This window comes from Streptomyces albus subsp. albus, from assembly GCF_000719865.1.
Classification (GTDB): Bacteria; Actinomycetota; Actinomycetes; order Streptomycetales; family Streptomycetaceae; genus Streptomyces; species Streptomyces albus_E.
In genome coordinates this window covers 70,223-88,009 of record NZ_JOID01000017.1, presented here as the reverse complement: position 1 = coordinate 88,009, position 17,787 = coordinate 70,223, and the positions used below count along the sequence as shown (strand labels likewise).

Here is a 17,787-nt window from a genome sequence, read left to right as displayed (position 1 = left end):
GGCGCTTTGTCGTCCACCGGGCCCTCACGGCCATCCGCACCCCGCGGGCGCAACCGCCCGCCCCACCCCACTCCCGAGGAAACGCATCCCGATGTTCGAGGCGGTCGAGGAACTGATCGGCGAGCACGCCGGTCTCGAGAAGCGGCTCGCCGACCCCGCGGTCCATGCCGACCAGCGCGAGGCGACGCGGCTGAACAAGCGCTACGCCGAGCTGACACCGATCATCACCGCCTACCGCTCCTGGAAGAGCACCGGCGACGACATCGAGACGGCACGCGAACTGGCCGCGGACGACCCCGACTTCGCGGACGAGGTCAAGGAGCTGGAAGCCCGGCGCGAGGAACTCACCGAGCGGCTGCGGCTGCTGCTCGTCCCCCGCGACCCCAGCGACGACAAGGACGTGATCCTGGAGGTCAAGGCGGGGGAGGGCGGCGAGGAGTCGGCCCTGTTCGCCGGCGACCTGCTGCGGATGTATCTGCGCTACGCCGAGCGCGTCGGCTGGAAGACGGAGATCCTGGAGGCCAACGAGTCCGACCTCGGCGGCTACAAGGACGTCCAGGTCGCCGTGAAGACCAAGGGCGGCAACGGCGCCACCGAGCCCGGCCAGGGCGTCTGGGCGCGGCTGAAGTACGAGGGCGGGGTGCACCGCGTGCAGCGGGTCCCGGCCACCGAGTCGCAGGGCCGCATCCACACCTCGGCCGCCGGTGTGCTCGTCACGCCCGAGGCCGAGGAGGTCGAGGTCGAGATCGGACCCAACGACCTGCGGATCGACGTCTACCGCTCCTCGGGCCCCGGCGGCCAGTCCGTCAACACCACCGACTCCGCGGTGCGCATCACCCACCTGCCCACCGGCATCGTCGTCTCCTGCCAGAACGAGAAGAGCCAGCTCCAGAACAAGGAGCAGGCGCTGCGCATCCTCCGCTCCCGGCTGCTGGCCGCCGCGCAGGAGGAGGCGGAGAAGGAGGCGTCGGACGCCCGGCGCAGCCAGGTCCGCACCGTCGACCGCTCCGAGCGGATCCGCACCTACAACTACCCGGAGAACCGCATCTCCGACCACCGCGTCGGCTTCAAGGCGTACAACCTGGACCAGGTGCTCGACGGAGACCTGGACCCGGTCATCCAGGCCTGCGTGGACGCCGACTCGGCGGCCAAGCTGGCCGCCGCCCAGTAGACCCGGACGTCCGCCACCCAGGGACGAACCGAAGCCCGCACCGCCGGACCGGCTGGAGGAACAGCGTGCCGCCCTCATCCGGGGGACGACCCCCGTACCCGCCCGCTGCCGGCGGGCGCCCCGCGCGCCCCCGGTCACTGCTGCTCGCCGAGGTGGCCCAGGCCACCCAGCGGCTGGCCGACGCCGGCGTGCCCTCACCGCGCTTCGACGCCGAGGAGCTCGCCGCCTACGTGCACGACGTCAAGCGGAGCGAGCTGCACACCGTCGCCGACGCCGACTTCGACGCCCGCTACTGGGAGGCCGTCGCCCGCCGCGAGGCCCGCGAACCGCTCCAGCACATCACCGGCCGCGCCTTCTTCCGCTATCTGGAACTCCAGGTCGGACCGGGGGTGTTCGTGCCCCGCCCGGAGACCGAGTCGGTCGTCGGCTGGGCCATAGACGCGGTCCGGGCGATGGACGTGGCCGAGCCCTTGATCGTCGACCTCTGCTCCGGTTCCGGCGCCATCGCGCTGGCCCTCGCGCAGGAGGTGCCGCGCTCCCGGGTGCACGCCGTGGAGCTGGACGAGGGCGCGCTGCGCTGGGCCCGCAGGAATGTCGAGGGGTCCCGCGTCACCCTGCACCAGGGCAACGCCTTCGACGCCCTCCCCGAACTCGACGGCCAGGTCGACCTCGTCGTCTCCAACCCGCCGTACATCCCGCTCACCGAGTGGGAGTACGTGGCCCCCGAGGCGCGCGACCACGATCCCGAACTGGCGCTCTTCTCCGGCGAGGACGGCCTCGACACCATCCGCGGCATCGAACGCACCGCGCACCGGCTGCTGCGCCCCGGCGGCGTCGTCGTCGTCGAACACGCCGACACCCAGGGCGGCCAGGTGCCGTGGATCTTCACCGAGGAGCGGGGCTGGGCCGACGCGGCCGACCACCCCGACCTCAACAACCGGCCGCGGTTCGCCACGGCCCGCCGGGCCATGCCATGACGGCCGCGGCGACCGTTTCCGGCACGATCGACGGCAGCACCGGCCGCACCCATCACACTGACCACAGCGAGCGGACAGCGCTCCGGCCGAGGGAGGCCCGTTAATGGCACGGCGATACGACTGCACCGACGCGACCGACCGCAAGACCGGCCTGCGCGAGGCCGCGTCCGCCGTCCGCCGCGGTGAGCTCGTCGTCCTCCCCACCGACACCGTCTACGGGATCGGCGCGGACGCGTTCGGCCCCGAGGCCGTCGGCGACCTCCTGGAGGCCAAGGGCCGCGGCCGCAACATGCCCTCGCCCGTGCTCGTCGGCTCCCCGAACACGCTGCACGGCCTGGTCACCGACTTCTCGGAGCTCGCCTGGGAGCTCGTCGACGCCTTCTGGCCCGGGGCGCTCACCCTCGTCGCCCGGCACCAGCCCTCGCTCCAGTGGAACCTGGGCGACACCCGCGGCACCGTCGCCATCCGCATGCCGCTGCACCCGGTGGCCATCGAGCTGCTGACCGAGGTCGGCCCGATGGCCGTCTCCAGCGCCAATCTCACCGGCCACCCCTCGCCGCAGACCTGCGACGCCGCGGAGGAGATGCTCGGCGACTCCGTCTCCGTCTACCTCGACGGCGGTCCGACCCCGGCCGCCGTGGCCTCCTCCATCGTGGACGTCACCGGCAAGGTGCCGGTGCTGCTGCGCGAGGGCGCGCTCTCCGCGGAGCAGCTCCGCGAGGTGGTACCCGACCTCGAGGTGGCGAATTGACGGCGCCCCACGGGCGGGGCATAGCGGACGGCCTCCCGGGCCGCGCGGGCGGTTTCCCGGGTCCGCGGCCGGGTGCCTTCTCCGTCTCCGACGGAGGCGGGGACCCCGGCGTCTTCCGCATCCTCCACGTCAGCACCGGCAACGTCTGCCGCTCGCCCATCACCGAGCGGCTGACCCGGCATGCCCTCGCCCACCGGCTCGGCGGGCCCTGCGGCATCGTCGTGGAGAGCGCCGGCACCTGGGGGCACGAGGGCGCCCCCATGGAGGCGCACGCGGCGACCGTGCTCACCGACCTCGGCGCGGACCCCGGCGGCTTCACCGGCCGCGAGCTCCTCGACGAGCACGTCATCCGCGCCGACCTCGTCCTCACCGCGACCCGCGACCACCGGGCCCAGGTGATCTCCATGGGGCACTCGGCGGGCCTGCGCACCTTCACGCTCAAGGAGTTCACCCGGCTGGTACGGGCCATAGACCCGGCGACCCTGCCCGACCCCGCGCCCGACGGGGCCGTCGTCGACCGCGCCCGCGCCCTGGTGCGCGCCGCGGCGGCGCTGCGCGGCTGGCTGCTGGCGCCCAGCGCCGAGGCGGACGAGGTGCACGACCCGTACGGTGCGCCGATCACCTTCTTCCGCTCCATCGGCGAGGAGATCCAGCAGGCGCTCGACCCGATGCTCACCGCCCTCACGGGCGTCCCCGCCCCGCGGCCGTAGCCGCGATCCCGGCCTCCGGGCCCGGCGGCGGGCACCCTCCGTCTCCGCTCCGTGAACGACAGCACCGCCCGGGTCGGGGTTGACGCGCGTAGAGCGGGGTCGTCTCCGTGCGTCCGTGCGCACGCTGGGGTCCGGGAGGGAGCCGGGCGGCCGGAGTGGCGTGCGCGCGGAACCGCCGGACGCGGTGCCGCGGGGGAGCCGGAGGCGCGCACCGAGACCCCCGCACCGGCCCGGAACCACCGCCCTGTCCCGGCCCGGGGGAGCCCGGGCCGCTCCCGGCCGGTATCCCGGTGCCCTCACCGGGCAGACGTACAGCCGGGAACCATCCGTGACCGGCGTACGTCCTTACAGGAACGGCGGCTCCCGGCCGGCTCCCCCGAGTCCCGAGTCCCGGGCCATGGCCGCCGGCCCCCGGTGCACCGGCGTGGTGCCCGCCCTTGTGAAGAGGCCGTGAGAAACACCGCGGTACGGGCCTCCCGCCGGAGGCTTGTGCACGCGACCGCTGTGCGGCGGCATAGGCTGTGGGGCCTAGAAGGCCGGCGAGACCCCTGGGGCAGTTCGTGCGTGAATACCTGCTGACGCTCTGCGTCACCGCCGCGGTCACCTACCTGCTGACCGGACCGGTGCGCAAGTTCGCGATCGCGGCCGGCGCGATGCCGGAGATCCGCGAGCGCGACGTCCACCGCGAGCCGACGCCGCGGCTGGGCGGGATCGCCATGTTCGGCGGTCTCTGCGCGGGACTGCTGGTGGCCTCGCAGATGTCGAACATCGGCGAGATGTTCGAGCTCTCCAGCGAGCCGCGGGCGCTGCTGGCCGGCGCCGCCCTGATCTGGCTGCTGGGCGTGCTCGACGACAAGTGGGGCGTGGACGCGCTCATCAAGCTGGGCGGCCAGATGATCGCCGCCGGCGTGATGGTCTGGCAGGGCCTCACGATCCTGTGGATCCCGGTGCCGGGCGTCGGCTCGGTGGCGCTCACGCCCATGCAGGGCACGCTGCTGACCGTGGCGCTCGTCGTCATCACCATCAACGCGGTGAACTTCGTCGACGGCCTCGACGGCCTGGCCTCGGGCATGGTCTGCATCGCCGCCGCCGCGTTCTTCATGTACGCGTACCGCATGTGGTACGGCTACGGCGTCGAGGCCGCGGCCCCCGCCACCCTCTTCGCGGTCGTCCTCATGGGCATGGCCCTGGGCTTCCTGCCGCACAACATGCACCCCGCCCGGATCTTCATGGGCGACTCCGGGTCGATGCTGATCGGCCTGGTGCTGGCGGCCGGAGCCATCTCCATCACCGGCCAGGTGGACCCCGACCTGCTCCAGGCGGCCACCGGCTCCGAGAAGGAGGCCGTCAAGTCGACGGTGCCCGTCTACATCCCCGTCGTGCTGCTGCCGCTGAGCATCATCGCGGTGCCGGTCGCCGACCTGGTGCTGGCCGTCGTCCGGCGCACCTGGAACGGCCAGTCGCCGTTCGCGGCCGACCGGGGCCACCTCCACCACCGGCTGCTGGAGATCGGCCACTCGCACAGCCGGGCGGTGCTGATCATGTACTTCTGGTCGGCGCTGATCGGCTTCTCCGCGGTCGCCTACTCGGTCAACTCCGCCAGTGTGTGGGTGGTGCTGGCCCTGGCCATGCTCAGCGCCGTCGGCCTCTTCATCCTGCTGCTGCCCCGCTTCACCCCCCGGGTGCCGCGCTGGGCGCAGGCCGTCGTGCCGCCCCGCTACCGCAGCAAGGGACGCCGGTCGGAGCCCGCGGAGGAGCCGGCCGGGGACGGGCCGTCGGGAGCCTCCCCGGAGGCCGGTGCGGCGGGCACGGAACGGTCCGGTACGGTGGCGCGGGCCAACGGCGCAACGGCCGTCGGCGCCCGCGGCGACCACCGCGTCCCGCAGCGCAGCAAGGCCGGCACCCGGGGCTGAAGCCGGCGTTCCGCGGGCCGTCCGGGATTTTGCCGGACCGTGAGATTTCCCCCAGCGGGGGTTCCGTTCGGGTGCACCCTGTTGACCTGCGCCTTAGCCCGTTGGTGTGACAGTCGGCACACCAAGTGAGTAAAGACCTCATCAAATAGTTTGTGATACCGTTCACGAAGACCCGGAAACAGGGTCGGTGACCCCGGTGCGACGGGCCGCCGGCCGGGAGGTGGCACCTCAACCGGGCCTTACGCTCGTCCTCGACGACCTCTCGACCCCCACTCCACGGAGCTGCCCTCCATGCAGTCGAACGACGCCCGAATGCTCCTGCACACGGCGGGGCCCACCGCCGCCGTCGGTGTGATCGCCGTCGCCGCGGCCGCGGCGCTCGCCGGTGGCAAGGGTGCCCTCGGCGCGGTCTTCGGCACGGTGGTGGTGATCCTCTTCATGGGGATCGGCATCTTCGTGCTCCAGCACACGGGTCGGAAATACCCGCAGCTCTTCCAGGCCATGGGCCTGATGCTCTACACCACCCAGCTGCTGCTGCTCTTCGTCTTCGTGGCCGCGTTCAAGAACACCACGCTCTTCGACCACAAGGCCTTCGCGGCCTCGCTGGTGGCGGCCACGCTCGTCTGGGTCGCGGCGCAGGCCCGCGCGCACACGAAGGCCAAGATCCTCTACGTCGATCCCGAGCAGGCCGGGCGGAGTGAGCCCGGTGCCCGGGGGTCGGCCGCATGACGACCGGGGGCGCGTCAAGAACCCGTAAGCGGGCCTGCTATCGTCCGGTTCCAACTGCGGCACAGCGCGAGCGATCGGCCGGGCTCCCGGATTCCACGGGACGGAACCGGCGGTCCCCGCGGCTGACGCCCCGTCGGCCACACGGCTCCGCGCCGGCCGGCCGCCCCCAAACCCGTAACACCAGTCCAGTGCCGAACCGCGGCTCCGTGCCGCGCCGACACAACGAGGTTGCCGTACCTATGCGCCACGCTGAAGGAGCTCGCGGTGAGTGCTGACCCGACAACGGTGCTCGCGTTCGAGACCGATTGCCACATCTTCTCCGGGTGCGGCTTCCCGGCCCCCAGCCTGTGGTCGTTCATCTTCGAGCCGATCGTCGGCGACAGGCACTCCGACTTCTACTTCAACAAGCCGATGCTGCTGGCGCTGCTCAGCACCGTCGTGGTCGTCGGCTTCTTCTGGATGGCCTTCGCCAAGCCGAAGGTCGTGCCGGGCAAGCTCCAGATGATCGGCGAGGCCGGCTACGACTTCGTCCGCAGCGGCATCGTCTACCAGACGATGGGCAAGAAGGACGGCGAGAAGTACGTCCCGCTCATGGTCTCGCTGTTCTTCTTCGTATGGATCATGAACCTCTGGTCCATCGTCCCGCTGGCGCAGTTCCCGGTGACGTCGATCATCGCGTACCCGGCCGCCCTGGCAGCGATCGTCTACGTCCTGTGGGTCTCGCTGACCTTCAAGAAGCACGGCTTTGTCGGCTTCTTCAAGAACGTCACCGGCTACGACAAGTCGCTGGGTGCCGTGCTGCCGCTGGCGATGACCATCGAGTTCTTCTCGAACCTGCTGGTCCGCCCGTTCACGCACGCGGTCCGGCTCTTCGCCAACATGTTCGCCGGTCACACCCTGCTGGTCCTCTTCACCATCGCCAGCTGGTACCTGCTGAACGGGATCGGCATCGCCTACGCCGGCGTCTCGTTCGTCATGGTTCTCGTGATGACCGTCTTCGAGCTCTTCATCCAGGCCGTTCAGGCATACGTGTTCGTCCTGCTGGCCTGCACCTACGTCCAGGGCGCTCTCGCAGAGCACCACTGAGCGTTCCCAGAACCCCCAGACGTCCGGTGGCCAACCCCCACCGGTCCGTGAAAGAGAAGGAAGAACTGGCATGTCCCAGACCCTTGCTGCCGTCGAAGGTTCCCTCAGCTCCGTCGGCTACGGCCTGGCGGCCATCGGCCCCGGCGTCGGCGTCGGCATCATCTTCGGTAACGGCACCCAGGCCCTCGCCCGCCAGCCCGAGGCGGCCGGTCTCATCCGCGCCAACCAGATCCTCGGCTTCGCCTTCTGTGAGGCGCTGGCCCTCATCGGCCTCGTCATGCCGTTCGTTTACTAAGAACGAACCGCGACGACACCCATTCGACGAAAGGCAATGATGTGAACGTTCTGGTTCACCTGGCGGCGGAGGAGCCTCAGAATCCTCTGATCCCGCCGATCCCAGAGCTCGTCATCGGCCTGATCGCGTTCGCCATCGTCTTCGGCATCCTCGCCAAGAAGCTCCTCCCGAACATCAACAAGGTTCTGGACGAGCGCCGCGAGGCCATCGAAGGCGGCATCGAGAAGGCCGAGGCGGCCCAGACCGAGGCGCAGGACGTGCTGGAGCAGTACAAGGCCCAGCTCGCCGAGGCCCGGCACGAGGCGGCGCGGCTGCGCCAGGAGGCCCAGGAGCAGGGCGCCGCGCTCATCGCCGAGATGCGCGCGGAGGGCCAGCGGCAGCGCGAGGAGATCATCGCCGCCGGTCACGCCCAGATCGAGGCCGACCGCAAGCAGGCCGCGCAGGCGCTGCGCCAGGACGTGGGCACGCTCGCCACGACCCTGGCCGGCAAGCTCGTCGGCGAGTCCCTGGAGGACCACGCCCGGCAGAGCCGCGTCATCGACCGCTTCCTCGACGAGCTGGAGAGCAAGGCGGCGACGAAGGCCGAGGCCGGCCGATGAACGGAGCGAGCCGCGAGGCACTGGCTGCCGCACGCGAGCGTCTCGACGCGCTCACGGACAACACGTCCGTGGACGCGGCGAAGCTCGCCGAGGAGCTGGCCGCCGTCACGGGCCTGCTCGACCGCGAGGTGTCGCTGCGTCGGGTCCTCACCGACCCGGCGCAGGCCGGCGAGGCCAAGGCCGAACTGGCCGGCCGCCTGCTGGCGGGCCAGGTCGGCGGCGAGACCGCCGACCTCGTCACCGGCATGGTCCGCTCCCGCTGGTCGCGCTCGCGTGACCTGGTGGACGCGATCGAGGAGCTGGCGAGCACCGCCGAGCTCATCGCCGCGCAGCGGTCCGGCGCGCTGGACGACGTGGAGGACGAGCTGTTCCGGTTCGGCCGGATCGTCGCCTCCAGCCCCGAGCTGCGCGCCGCGCTCGCCGAGCGGGGCACCGAGGCCCGTGCCAAGGCCGAGCTGCTCCGCCGGCTGCTGGGAGGCCGGGCCAACCCGGTCACCGAGCGGCTCGTGGTGCGACTCGTGACACATCCGCGGGGACGTAGCCTGGACGGTGGGCTCGACGCCCTGTCCAAGCTGGCCGCGGACCGCCGCGACCGGCTGGTCGCGGTCGTCACCTCCGCGGTGCCGCTCAGCGACGAGCAGAAGCGGCGCCTCGGCGACGGGCTGGCCCGGCTGTACGGCCGGCAGATGCATCTGAACCTCGACGTGGACCCCGCGGTCCTCGGCGGAATCCAGGTGCGGATCGGCGAAGAGGTCATCAACGGCACCATCGCGGACCGCCTCGACGAGGTGTCCCGGCGGATGGCCGGCTGAGACAGCCACCAACTCAACAAGCATGGCAGCGGCCCGGGTTGGGCCGTGCAGAGTCCTCTGGGGGCACAACCCCAGACCCCCAAAGACTTCGGGCCCAACAAGGAGAGCAGGGAACCCAGATGGCGGAGCTCACGATCCGGCCGGAGGAGATCCGGGACGCGCTGGAGAACTTTGTCCAGGCGTACAAGCCGGACGCGGCCTCGCGCGAGGAGGTCGGTACGGTAAGCGTTGCCGGCGACGGCATCGCGAAGGTCGAGGGTCTGCCCTCGGCCATGGCGAACGAGCTGCTCAGGTTCGAGGACGGCACCCTCGGTCTCGCCCTCAACCTGGAAGAGCGCGAGATCGGCGCGATCGTGCTCGGCGAGTTCAGCGGCATCGAGGAGGGCCAGCCGGTGCAGCGCACCGGTGAGGTGCTCTCCGTCGCGGTCGGCGAGGGCTACCTCGGCCGCGTCGTCGACCCGCTGGGCAACCCGATCGACGGCCTCGGCGAGATCGCGACCGAGGGCCGCCGCGCCCTCGAGCTGCAGGCCCCCGGCGTCATGGCGCGGAAGTCGGTTCACGAGCCGATGGAGACCGGCCTCAAGGCCGTCGACGCGATGACCCCGATCGGCCGCGGCCAGCGCCAGCTGATCATCGGCGACCGCCAGACCGGCAAGACCGCGCTGGCCGTCGACACGATCATCAACCAGCGCGACAACTGGCGCTCGGGCGACCCGGACAAGCAGGTCCGCTGCATCTACGTCGCCGTCGGCCAGAAGGGCTCCACCATCGCGTCCGTGCGCGGCGCGCTGGAGGAGGCCGGTGCCCTGGAGTACACGACGATCGTCGCGGCCCCGGCGTCCGACCCGGCCGGCTTCAAGTACCTCGCCCCGTACACCGGCTCGGCCATCGGGCAGCACTGGATGTACCAGGGCAAGCACGTCCTGATCGTCTTCGACGACCTGTCGAAGCAGGCCGACGCCTACCGCGCGGTCTCCCTGCTGCTGCGCCGCCCGCCGGGCCGTGAGGCCTACCCGGGTGACGTCTTCTACCTGCACTCCCGGCTGCTGGAGCGCTGCGCGAAGCTCTCCGACGAGCTGGGCAAGGGCTCGATGACGGGTCTCCCGATCGTCGAGACCAAGGCCAACGACGTCTCGGCGTTCATCCCGACCAACGTCATCTCCATCACCGACGGCCAGTGCTTCCTGGAGTCCGACCTCTTCAACGCGGGCCAGCGGCCGGCGCTGAACGTCGGTATCTCGGTCTCCCGTGTCGGTGGCTCCGCCCAGCACAAGGCCATGAAGCAGGTCTCCGGCCGGCTCCGCGTGGACCTCGCCCAGTTCCGCGAGCTGGAGGCGTTCGCCGCCTTCGGTTCCGACCTGGACGCGGCCTCCAAGGCCTCGCTGGAGCGCGGCAAGCGCATGGTGGAGCTGCTGAAGCAGGGCCAGTACGCGCCGTTCTCCACGGAGAACCAGGTCGTCTCCATCTGGGCCGGCACCACCGGCAAGATGGACGACGTGCCCGTCGAGGACATCCGCCGCTTCGAGAGCGAGCTGCTGGACTACCTCCACCGCGAGCACAAGGGCCTGATGACCAGCATCCGCGAGGGCGGCAAGATGTCGGACGACACCCTGCAGGCGCTCGCCGACGCCATCGCCTCCTTCAAGCGGCAGTTCGAGACCTCGGACGGCAAGCTGCTGGGTGAGGGCTGAGCATGGGCGCCCAGATCCGGGTCTACAAGCGCCGCATCAAGTCGGTCACCGCGACGAAGAAGATCACCAAGGCGATGGAGATGATCGCGGCCTCGCGCATCATCAAGGCCCAGCGCCAGGTGGACGCCTCTTCGCCGTACGCGCGGGAGCTCACCCGCGCGGTGGCCGCCGTGGCCACCGGCTCCAACACCCAGCACCCGCTGACCACCGAGACCGAGCGTCCCGTCCGGGCCGCGGTCCTGCTCGTCACGAGCGACCGCGGACTGGCCGGCGGCTACTCCTCCAACGCCATCAAGGCGGCGGAGGCGCTCCGGGAGAAGCTCGTCGCGGAGGGCAAGGAGGTCGTCCAGTACGTCGTCGGCCGTAAGGGCGTGGCCTACTACACGTTCCGGGAGCGGAAGCTCGCGGACTCGTGGACCGGCTTCACCGACAGCCCGTCGTACGCGGACGCCAAGGCCGTCGCGGCCCCGCTGATCGAGGCGGCCGTCCAGGACACCGCCGAGGGCGGGGTGGACGAACTGCACATCGTCTTCACGGAGTTCGTGTCGATGATGACGCAGTCGCCGGTCGAGAAGCGGCTCCTGCCGCTCAGCCTCGCCGAGGCGGGCGCGGCGGAGCAGGGGACGAAGGCGGAGATCCTTCCGCTGTTCGACTTCGAGCCGTCCGCCGAGGAGGTCCTCGACGCCCTGCTGCCGCGGTACGTCGAGAGCCGCATCTTCAACGCCCTGCTGCAGTCGGCCGCCTCCGAGCACGCCGCCCGCCGCCGCGCGATGAAGTCGGCCACCGACAACGCCGAAGAGCTCATCAAGTCGCTGACGCGGCTTGCCAACGCGGCCCGCCAGGCCGACATCACCCAGGAAATCAGCGAGATCGTCGGTGGCGCTGGCGCCCTGGCCGACGCGAACGCGGGGAGTGACTGACAACTATGACCACCACTGTTGAGCCGACCGCTCCGGTCGGCGTGGCCGCCGGCCGCGTCGCACGGGTCATCGGCCCGGTCGTCGACGTGGAGTTCCCCGTCGACGCGATGCCGGAGATCTACAACGCCCTGACCGTCCAGGTCGCGGACCCGGCCGAGGACGGCGCCCTCAAGACGCTGACCCTCGAGGTCGCCCAGCACCTGGGTGAGGGCCTGATCCGGGCCATCTCCATGCAGCCCACCGACGGTCTCGTCCGCCGGGCCCCCGTGACCGACACCGGCAAGGGCATCACCGTCCCGGTCGGCGACGTCACCAAGGGCCGGGTGTTCAACACCCTCGGCGAGATCCTGAACGAGCCGGAGGCCGAGTCCGAGGTCACCGAGCGCTGGCCGATCCACCGCCAGGCCCCCGCCTTCGACCAGCTCGAGTCCAAGACCGAGATGTTCGAGACCGGCCTGAAGGTCGTCGACCTGCTGACCCCGTACGTCAAGGGCGGCAAGATCGGTCTGTTCGGCGGCGCCGGCGTCGGCAAGACCGTGCTCATCCAGGAAATGATCATGCGTGTGGCGAAGCTGCACGAGGGCGTTTCCGTGTTCGCCGGTGTCGGTGAGCGCACCCGTGAGGGCAACGACCTGATCGAGGAGATGGCCGAGTCCGGCGTGCTCCCGCAGACCGCCCTCGTCTTCGGCCAGATGGACGAGCCCCCGGGCACCCGTCTCCGGGTCGCTCTGGCCGGTCTGACCATGGCGGAGTACTTCCGCGATGTGCAGAAGCAGGACGTGCTGTTCTTCATCGACAACATCTTCCGCTTCACCCAGGCCGGTTCCGAGGTCTCCACGCTGCTCGGCCGGATGCCCTCCGCGGTGGGCTACCAGCCGAACCTCGCGGACGAGATGGGTCTCCTCCAGGAGCGCATCACCTCGACCCGCGGCCACTCGATCACCTCGATGCAGGCGATCTACGTGCCCGCGGACGACCTGACCGACCCGGCCCCGGCGACGACCTTCGCGCACCTCGACGCGACGACGGTCCTCTCCCGGCCGATCTCGGAGAAGGGCATCTACCCGGCGGTGGACCCGCTGGACTCGACGTCCCGCATCCTGGACCCGCGCTACATCTCGCAGGACCACTACGACTGCGCCTCCCGCGTCAAGGGGATCCTGCAGAAGTACAAGGACCTCCAGGACATCATCGCCATTCTCGGTATCGACGAGCTCGGCGAGGAGGACAAGCTGGTCGTCCACCGCGCCCGCCGTATCGAGCGCTTCCTGTCGCAGAACACCCACGCGGCGAAGCAGTTCACCGGTCTCGACGGATCGGACGTGCCGCTGGACGAGTCGATCGCCGCGTTCAACGCGATCGCCGACGGCGAGTACGACCACTTCCCCGAGCAGGCGTTCTTCATGTGCGGTGGCCTCGACGACCTGAAGGCCAAGGCCAAGGAGCTGGGCGTCTCCTGACCCCGGTCCGGCGTCCGGGGGCGGGCCCGTCCCGCCCCCGGATCCACGCCGGTTATTCTGTGAAGCCCGGACATCCCCACCCCCAGACTTTCTGGACACCTGTCACGGCAGGTGGAGACCCGAGGAGCCACGTTGGCTGCTGAGCTGCACGTCGAGCTGGTCGCCGCGGACCGCAGTGTCTGGTCCGGCGAGGCCACCCTGGTCGTCGCACGCACCACATCGGGTGACATCGGCGTCATGCCCGGCCACCAGCCGCTGCTCGGTGTGCTGGAGACCGGCCCGGTGACCATCCGTACGACCGACGGCGGTACGGTGCTCGCCGCCGTCCACGGCGGTTTCATCTCCTTCGCCGACAACAAGCTGTCGCTGCTCGCGGAGATCGCCGAGCTGGCCGAGGAGATCGACATCGCCCGGGCCGAGCGGGCCCTGGAACGAGCCAAGTCGGAAGCCGACGCCGCCGCCGAGCGGCGCGCGGAGATCCGGCTCGTCGCGGCCGCCAGCAAGCGCTGAGACGGTCACGACACGCACGATGAGCACAGCCGCGGACCGCTCCGGGAACCTCCGGGGCAGTCCGCGGCTGTTGCGGTACATGACGTCATACTGGTCGGGTACGTGAGGCGAGGAGGTCGGTGGAGATGGTCCTCGCTCTTGTGCTGAGCGGCACGGTCGTCGCGCTGGTGCTGTTGGGGCTCTTCGTCTTCGGACTGCGGCGCAGACTGCTCCAGCGGTCCGGCGGCACCTTCGACTGCAGCCTGCGCTGGGACGTGCCCGAGGGGGAGCCCGAGCCCAGCGGCAAGGGCTGGATCTACGGAGTCGCCCGCTACAGCGGTGACCGGATCGAATGGTTCCGGGTGTTCTCCTACGCGCCCCGGCCGCGCCGGGTCCTGGAGCGCTCCGCGATCGAGGTGCTGGCGCGCCGCACCCCCCAGGGCGAGGAGGAGCTGGCCCTGCTCTCCGACTCCGTCGTCCTCGCCTGCTCGCACCGCGGCGTCCGCCTGGAACTGGCGATGAGCGAGGACGCCCTGACCGGCTTCCTCGCCTGGCTCGAAGCGGCCCCACCGGGGCAGAGAGTGAACGTGGCCTGAGTGGCCTGAGACAACGGGTCCCCGGACGCAGAGTCCGGGGACCCGTTGCGTGCGGGAGAACCGGGGAGACGGCGGGCGGCACCGTCTCCCCGGTCGCCGGTGCGGGGCGTCCCGGCCCCGGGCGGCGCCCCTACCGCAGGCCGCGGTCGATGGCGCCGATCAGCTCGCCGTCGGCGGTGTCACCGCTGGTCTCCCAGAAGAACGCCCCGCCGAGACCCCGTTCCCTGGCGTAGGCCATCTTCCCGGCGATGGTCTCCGGGGTGTCGTAGCTCCACCACTGCGTACCGCAGTGCGCGTAGGCGGTGCCCGCGACGGTGCCGGTGACCGGGCACGCCGTCTTCAGAACCTTGTAGTCCTCGATGCCGGACTCGTACGTGGCCGGCGCCGGGCCGCTCGCGGCGCCGCCCGGCGCGCTCTGCGCGACGCCTGTCCAGCCGCGGCCGTAGAAGCCGATGCCGAGGAGCAGTTTGCGCGCGGGGACGCCCTGGTCCGCGAGTTTGCGGACGGCGGCGTCGGCGTACTGGCCCGCTGTCGGGATGCCCTCGTAGGCGGTGAGCGGGGAGTGCGGGGCGGTGGGGCCGTCGGCGTCCCAGGCGCCGAAGAAGTCGTACGTCATCACGTTGTACCAGTCGGTGTACCGCGCGGCGGCGGCGTAGTCGGTGGCGTCGAGCTTGCCGCCCTCGGAGGCGTCGGCGGTGATGGCGGCGGTGACCAGGTCCTCCCCGAACTCGGCGCGCATGGCCCGCATCATGGTCGCGAAGGCCTGCGGTCCGCTGCTGTCGCACCGCAGCCCGCAGGCGTTGGGGTACTCCCAGTCCAGGTCGATGCCGTCGAAGACGCCGGCCCAGCGCGGGTCCTCGATGAGCGCGCGGCAGGAGCGGGCGAAGCCCTCCGGGTCGGCGGCCGCCTCGGTGAAGCCGCCGGACCAGGTCCAGCCGCCGAACGACCACAGCACCTTGAGGTGCGGGTAGCGCTCCTTGAGCTTGCGGAGCTGGTTGAAGTTGCCGCGCAGCGGCTGGTCCCAGGTGTCGGCGCTGCCGTCGACGCTCTGCTCGGCGGTGTACGCGCGGTCGTGGTCGGCGTAGGAGTCACCGATGGCGCAGCGGCCGCCGGTGACGTTGCCGAAGGCGTAGTTGATGTGGGTCAGCTTCGCGGCGGTCCCGGAGGTGACGAGGTCTTTGAGGTGGTGGTTCCGGCCGTAGCCCGCCCAGTTGGTGAAGTAGCCCAGCTTGATGACGGGGTCCGCTGCGGCGGGGCCGGTGGCGGCGGCCGGAGCGGCGTCCGGGCCGGGGTCCGGGGCGGCCTGGGCGGTGGGGGCGAGGGCGGTGAGGGAGAGCAGGAGGGCGATGAGGGCCGCGGCGGCCCGGCGGGGTAAGCGCGAGAGGGCGGGTATGAGGGGGGAGGTTCCTGAGCGCAAGGCTGCTCCTCGGTCGATCCGTAGGGGGTGGAACCTGCGGCCGCCCGACGGCACGCTCCTCCGCCCGCACGGGGCGTGAAGGCGTGGCCTTCGCATTGCTGAGGAGAGTAGAAAGGTCTGTACCTCTGGTCAATAGGTCTGGACCAATCGCCTCCGTGATGGTGTGCCGGCCGTGTGCCGGCTGTCCCGCCGCTGCCGCTCCGCGAGCGCCCTCCCCGGGCGTCAGGGCCCTTGGACGCCCAACTCGCGGGCCAGTACGGCGGCTTGGACGCGGGAGCGGAGTTCCAGCTTGCCCAGCAGCCGGCTCACATGGGTCTTCACCGTGGCCTCCGCCATCCGCAGCCGGCGGGCGATGTCGGCGTTGGACAGGCCCTCGCCGAGACAGCCCAGCACCTCCCGCTCGCGCGGGGTCAGGGCCCGCAGCACCTCGGGATCCTGCGCGCCGGCCCGGTGCTCCCGGCCGGGGCAGGCGAACTCGGCGATCAGCCGGCGGGTCACGGCGGGGGCGATCAGCCCGTCGCCGCGGGCCACGGTCCGTACCGCCGTCACCAGTTCCGCCGCCTCGCTGTCCTTCAGCAGGAAGCCGGCCGCGCCGGCGCGCAGGGCTCCGAAGACGTACTCGTCGAGATCGAAGGTGGTCAGGACGAGGACGTCCGCCAGCCCCTCGGCGGTGATCATCCGCGTCGCCGAGACCCCGTCCAGCCTCGGCATCTGGACGTCCATCAGGACCACGTCCGGGCGGAGTTCCCGGGCCAGCCGCACGGCCTCCTCCCCGTCCGCGGCCTCGCCGGCCACCTCGATGCCGGGGGAGGAGCGCAGGATGAGGACCAGCCCTCCCCGGACGGCGGACTGGTCCTCGGCCACCAGCACCCGGACGGGCGGCCCGGCCGGCTCCGTCGTCGCGGTCTCCGTCGTCACGGCTTCAGGGTCCCTTCACGTCGGCGGGCAGTTCCGCCCGCACCTGCCATGTCTGCGGCCGGCCGGGCACCGGCCCGGCGCGCTCGGCGGTGCCCGCGGGCACGGTGACCGGCCCGGCCTCGAACGTGCCGCCCAGCAGGGCCACCCGCTCCTCCATGCCCACCAGGCCCGCCCCGGCGCCCGGCGCGCGGGGCCGGCCGCCGGTGTCCCAGGGGCTGCGGACCTCGACCGTCAGCGGCCCGCCGTCCTCGTGCGCCAGCGCCACGGTCACGGTGCCGGGCGAGGCGTGCTTGAGCGTGTTCGTCAGCGACTCCTGGACGATCCGGTACGCCGCCATCTCGACCGGCGCCGGCAGCCGCAGCCCGGGGGTGCGGGTGTCCTCCAGGACGAACTCCAGACCGCTGCCGGAGCCGTTCGCGCGGGTCTGCTCCAGCAGCGCGTCGAGACCGTCGAGTCGGGGGGCGGCGAGCAGCTCCGCGTCCTCGCCCTCGCCGGCGCGCAGCAGGCCGATCAGTCCGCGCATCTCGGCCAGGCCCTGCACACTGTTCTCGCGGATGACCCGGAGCGCCTCCTGCGCGGCCTTGGGGTCCCCCAGGGACAGCGCGGCGGTGGAGTGGATGGCGATCGCGGAGAGGTGGTTGGCCACCAGATCATGCAACTCCCGCGCCATTCGGCCGCGTTCGGTGGCCACTGCCTCGCGCCGGTCCATCTCGGAGAGCAGCGCCGTCTGTTCGGCGCGCATCCGCTCCTCCCTGGCGGCCTCCCGGTGTTCGCGGATGGTGAGGCCGCTCCAGGCCGGGGCGATGGTGATCAGCGCGCAGACCACGCCGACGAGCAGCGACTCCGGTTCCGGATGGGCGGCCAGGGCCCAGAAGGTCACGCCGACCGTGGCCACGGTGCTCAGGGACATCACATGGCGGGCCATGCCGGGGCGCCCGTAGAGCACACTCGCGTAGACGACGTCGGTGAACATCAGGACCGTCGCCAGCAGGGAGCCGATGATCTGGTCGGCGACGAGCGCGCCGACCCCGATCAGCAGGGCCCACGGCTGTCCGGTGCGGCGCAGCAGCACGGCGACGCACATCACGGCGAGCGGCGCCAGCGGCAGGGTGCCGAGGTCGGCGCTGCGCGGGACCGTGGTGTAGATGTCGAAATACCACAGCACCAGGCCGCCGAGAAGACCGCCTGCGGCAATCAGGCCATCGTCGCGGGGCGGGAGGGGGACGGCGGACGGCATGGACCCATCACAGCAC

The 17,787-nt window shown here is 71.4% G+C and carries 18 protein-coding genes; 15 read left to right on the top strand and 3 right to left on the bottom strand.

Annotation, left to right across the window (positions count from 1 at the left end; all coding sequences use genetic code 11):
• Window positions 1–91: 91 nt before the first annotated feature.
• From prfA to IF83_RS0119285, 15 genes are all read left to right on the top strand, one after another.
• The gene (gene prfA / locus IF83_RS0119355) at window positions 92–1,171 is read left to right on the top strand and encodes a peptide chain release factor 1 (protein ID WP_030545797.1); all 1,080 of its coding nucleotides are present in this window, start codon (window positions 92–94) and stop codon (window positions 1,169–1,171) included.
• 137 nt (window positions 1,172–1,308) lie between these two features.
• Entirely contained in the window at window positions 1,309–2,148 is an 840-nt protein-coding gene (gene prmC, locus IF83_RS0119350) for a peptide chain release factor N(5)-glutamine methyltransferase (protein WP_030545795.1), read from the top strand.
• Window positions 2,149–2,251: 103 nt separating this feature from the next.
• Window positions 2,252–2,899 carry an L-threonylcarbamoyladenylate synthase gene (locus IF83_RS0119345; RefSeq protein ID WP_030545793.1) on the top strand — a complete coding sequence of 216 codons (648 nt, stop codon included), beginning with the start codon at window positions 2,252–2,254 and terminating at the stop codon, window positions 2,897–2,899.
• On the top strand, window positions 2,896–3,609 hold the full coding sequence (locus tag IF83_RS0119340) for an arsenate reductase/protein-tyrosine-phosphatase family protein (protein WP_394297348.1): 714 nt from the start codon (window positions 2,896–2,898) through the stop codon (window positions 3,607–3,609). Before IF83_RS0119345 ends, IF83_RS0119340 begins: the two co-directional genes overlap by 4 nt.
• 560 nt (window positions 3,610–4,169) lie before the next feature.
• Window positions 4,170–5,522: an MraY family glycosyltransferase gene (locus IF83_RS0119335; RefSeq protein ID WP_037680532.1), complete on the top strand. Its 1,353-nt coding sequence runs from the start codon at window positions 4,170–4,172 to the stop codon at window positions 5,520–5,522.
• Window positions 5,523–5,813: 291 nt separating this feature from the next.
• Entirely contained in the window at window positions 5,814–6,251 is a 438-nt protein-coding gene (locus IF83_RS0119330; RefSeq protein ID WP_030545787.1) for a hypothetical protein, read from the top strand.
• A gap of 264 nt (window positions 6,252–6,515) precedes the next feature.
• Window positions 6,516–7,337 carry a F0F1 ATP synthase subunit A gene (gene atpB / locus IF83_RS0119325; RefSeq protein WP_030545785.1) on the top strand — a complete coding sequence of 274 codons (822 nt, stop codon included), beginning with the start codon at window positions 6,516–6,518 and terminating at the stop codon, window positions 7,335–7,337.
• Window positions 7,338–7,407: 70 nt separating this feature from the next.
• Entirely contained in the window at window positions 7,408–7,632 is a 225-nt protein-coding gene (gene atpE, locus IF83_RS0119320; protein ID WP_030545783.1) for an ATP synthase F0 subunit C, read from the top strand.
• A gap of 41 nt (window positions 7,633–7,673) precedes the next feature.
• Window positions 7,674–8,231, top strand: coding sequence for a F0F1 ATP synthase subunit B (locus tag IF83_RS0119315; RefSeq protein WP_030545780.1), 558 nt, complete (start codon window positions 7,674–7,676; stop codon window positions 8,229–8,231).
• Entirely contained in the window at window positions 8,228–9,043 is an 816-nt protein-coding gene (locus IF83_RS0119310; protein WP_030545778.1) for a F0F1 ATP synthase subunit delta, read from the top strand. Before IF83_RS0119315 ends, IF83_RS0119310 begins: the two co-directional genes overlap by 4 nt.
• 119 nt (window positions 9,044–9,162) lie before the next feature.
• On the top strand, window positions 9,163–10,734 hold the full coding sequence (gene atpA, locus IF83_RS0119305) for a F0F1 ATP synthase subunit alpha (protein ID WP_030545776.1): 1,572 nt from the start codon (window positions 9,163–9,165) through the stop codon (window positions 10,732–10,734).
• Window positions 10,735–10,736: 2 nt separating this feature from the next.
• Window positions 10,737–11,654, top strand: coding sequence for a F0F1 ATP synthase subunit gamma (locus IF83_RS0119300; protein WP_030545774.1), 918 nt, complete (start codon window positions 10,737–10,739; stop codon window positions 11,652–11,654).
• 5 nt (window positions 11,655–11,659) lie between these two features.
• On the top strand, window positions 11,660–13,114 hold the full coding sequence (gene atpD / locus IF83_RS0119295; protein ID WP_030545773.1) for a F0F1 ATP synthase subunit beta: 1,455 nt from the start codon (window positions 11,660–11,662) through the stop codon (window positions 13,112–13,114).
• Window positions 13,115–13,246: 132 nt separating this feature from the next.
• Complete coding sequence (locus IF83_RS0119290) at window positions 13,247–13,624, top strand: F0F1 ATP synthase subunit epsilon (RefSeq protein WP_030545771.1); 378 nt, start codon at window positions 13,247–13,249, stop codon at window positions 13,622–13,624.
• A gap of 125 nt (window positions 13,625–13,749) precedes the next feature.
• The gene (locus tag IF83_RS0119285) at window positions 13,750–14,199 is read left to right on the top strand and encodes a DUF2550 domain-containing protein (protein WP_030545769.1); all 450 of its coding nucleotides are present in this window, start codon (window positions 13,750–13,752) and stop codon (window positions 14,197–14,199) included.
• Between the two features lie 130 nt (window positions 14,200–14,329).
• Here IF83_RS0119285 and IF83_RS0119280 read toward each other — a convergent pair whose 3' ends face one another.
• From IF83_RS0119280 to IF83_RS0119270, 3 genes are all read right to left on the bottom strand, one after another.
• Window positions 14,330–15,592 carry a glycoside hydrolase family 18 protein gene (locus tag IF83_RS0119280; protein WP_030545767.1) on the bottom strand — a complete coding sequence of 421 codons (1,263 nt, stop codon included), beginning with the start codon at window positions 15,590–15,592 and terminating at the stop codon, window positions 14,330–14,332.
• Between the two features lie 246 nt (window positions 15,593–15,838).
• A complete protein-coding gene (locus IF83_RS0119275; RefSeq protein WP_051722954.1) occupies window positions 15,839–16,534 on the bottom strand; it encodes a response regulator in 696 nt (231 codons plus the stop codon).
• A 4-nt stretch (window positions 16,535–16,538) separates the two neighbouring features.
• Entirely contained in the window at window positions 16,539–17,771 is a 1,233-nt protein-coding gene (locus IF83_RS0119270) for a sensor histidine kinase (RefSeq protein WP_037680530.1), read from the bottom strand.
• Window positions 17,772–17,787 lie beyond the last annotated feature (16 nt).

Excerpts from the sequence above, each read along its gene's own strand:
- prfA (WP_030545797.1), top strand. The coding sequence starts at position 92 with ATGTTCGAGGCGGTCGAGGAACTGATCGGCGAGCACGCCGGTCTCGAG.
- IF83_RS0119345 (WP_030545793.1), top strand. The coding sequence starts at position 2,252 with ATGGCACGGCGATACGACTGCACCGACGCGACCGACCGCAAGACCGGC.
- IF83_RS0119330 (WP_030545787.1), top strand. The coding sequence starts at position 5,814 with ATGCAGTCGAACGACGCCCGAATGCTCCTGCACACGGCGGGGCCCACC.
- atpE (WP_030545783.1), top strand. The coding sequence starts at position 7,408 with ATGTCCCAGACCCTTGCTGCCGTCGAAGGTTCCCTCAGCTCCGTCGGC.
- IF83_RS0119310 (WP_030545778.1), top strand. The coding sequence starts at position 8,228 with ATGAACGGAGCGAGCCGCGAGGCACTGGCTGCCGCACGCGAGCGTCTC.
- atpA (WP_030545776.1), top strand. The coding sequence starts at position 9,163 with ATGGCGGAGCTCACGATCCGGCCGGAGGAGATCCGGGACGCGCTGGAG.
- IF83_RS0119300 (WP_030545774.1), top strand. The coding sequence starts at position 10,737 with ATGGGCGCCCAGATCCGGGTCTACAAGCGCCGCATCAAGTCGGTCACC.
- atpD (WP_030545773.1), top strand. The coding sequence starts at position 11,660 with ATGACCACCACTGTTGAGCCGACCGCTCCGGTCGGCGTGGCCGCCGGC.
- IF83_RS0119285 (WP_030545769.1), top strand. The coding sequence starts at position 13,750 with ATGGTCCTCGCTCTTGTGCTGAGCGGCACGGTCGTCGCGCTGGTGCTG.
- IF83_RS0119270 (WP_037680530.1), bottom strand. The coding sequence starts at position 17,771 with ATGCCGTCCGCCGTCCCCCTCCCGCCCCGCGACGATGGCCTGATTGCC.